The following is a 543-nucleotide window of genomic DNA, read 5'->3' on the forward strand; positions in this document are numbered from 1 at the left end:
CCTAAAGCAAGTAAATGGTGGAGCTATGCGGGATCGAACCGCAGACCTCCTGCGTGCAAGGCAGGCGCTCTCCCAGCTGAGCTATAGCCCCATTTACATGCAGTCAAACAAATATATACGTATAAATGACCAAATCTTTTCTAATCAAGGCAGATGGTGGCGACGTTTAGCTTTCTTAAACGAGTCACTATCTAACGCAGAGTAGGAAAGATTTTGGTGGGTCAGAGTGGACTTGAACCACCGACCTCACCCTTATCAGGGGTGCGCTCTAACCAGCTGAGCTACAGACCCATTTATACTTGTTCCTTTGCCTCAACTCATCGTTACTTTCGTTGCTCAATCAGTCATGTAGTGAACTACACTCCCTCTTTCGCTCCTCAAGTGCCTTGACTTGAAACAAATTAACGTCGTCTAAACTTAGACACGTATATTTTTGCTCTTTCTTTATAACAAACAAATCTGTGTGAACACTCAAACGTAATTTCTTACTTCAGATGCGAGTTAGTCGTATAGGTAAGGAGGTGATCCAGCCCCAGGTTCCCC

At 44.8% G+C, this 543-nt stretch carries 2 tRNA genes; both read right to left on the minus strand.

From position 1 onward, the window contains the following. Positions 1-15: 15 nt before the first annotated feature. Positions 16-91: transfer RNA gene (locus tag L2730_RS21890), tRNA-Ala, on the minus strand. A gap of 123 nt (positions 92-214) precedes the next feature. Continuing rightward, positions 215-291 (minus strand) — tRNA-Ile (locus tag L2730_RS21895). Positions 292-543 lie beyond the last annotated feature (252 nt).

The sequence above is a fragment of the Shewanella kaireitica genome (assembly GCF_023284045.1).
In the GTDB taxonomy this organism is placed as follows: Bacteria; Pseudomonadota; Gammaproteobacteria; order Enterobacterales; family Shewanellaceae; genus Shewanella; species Shewanella kaireitica.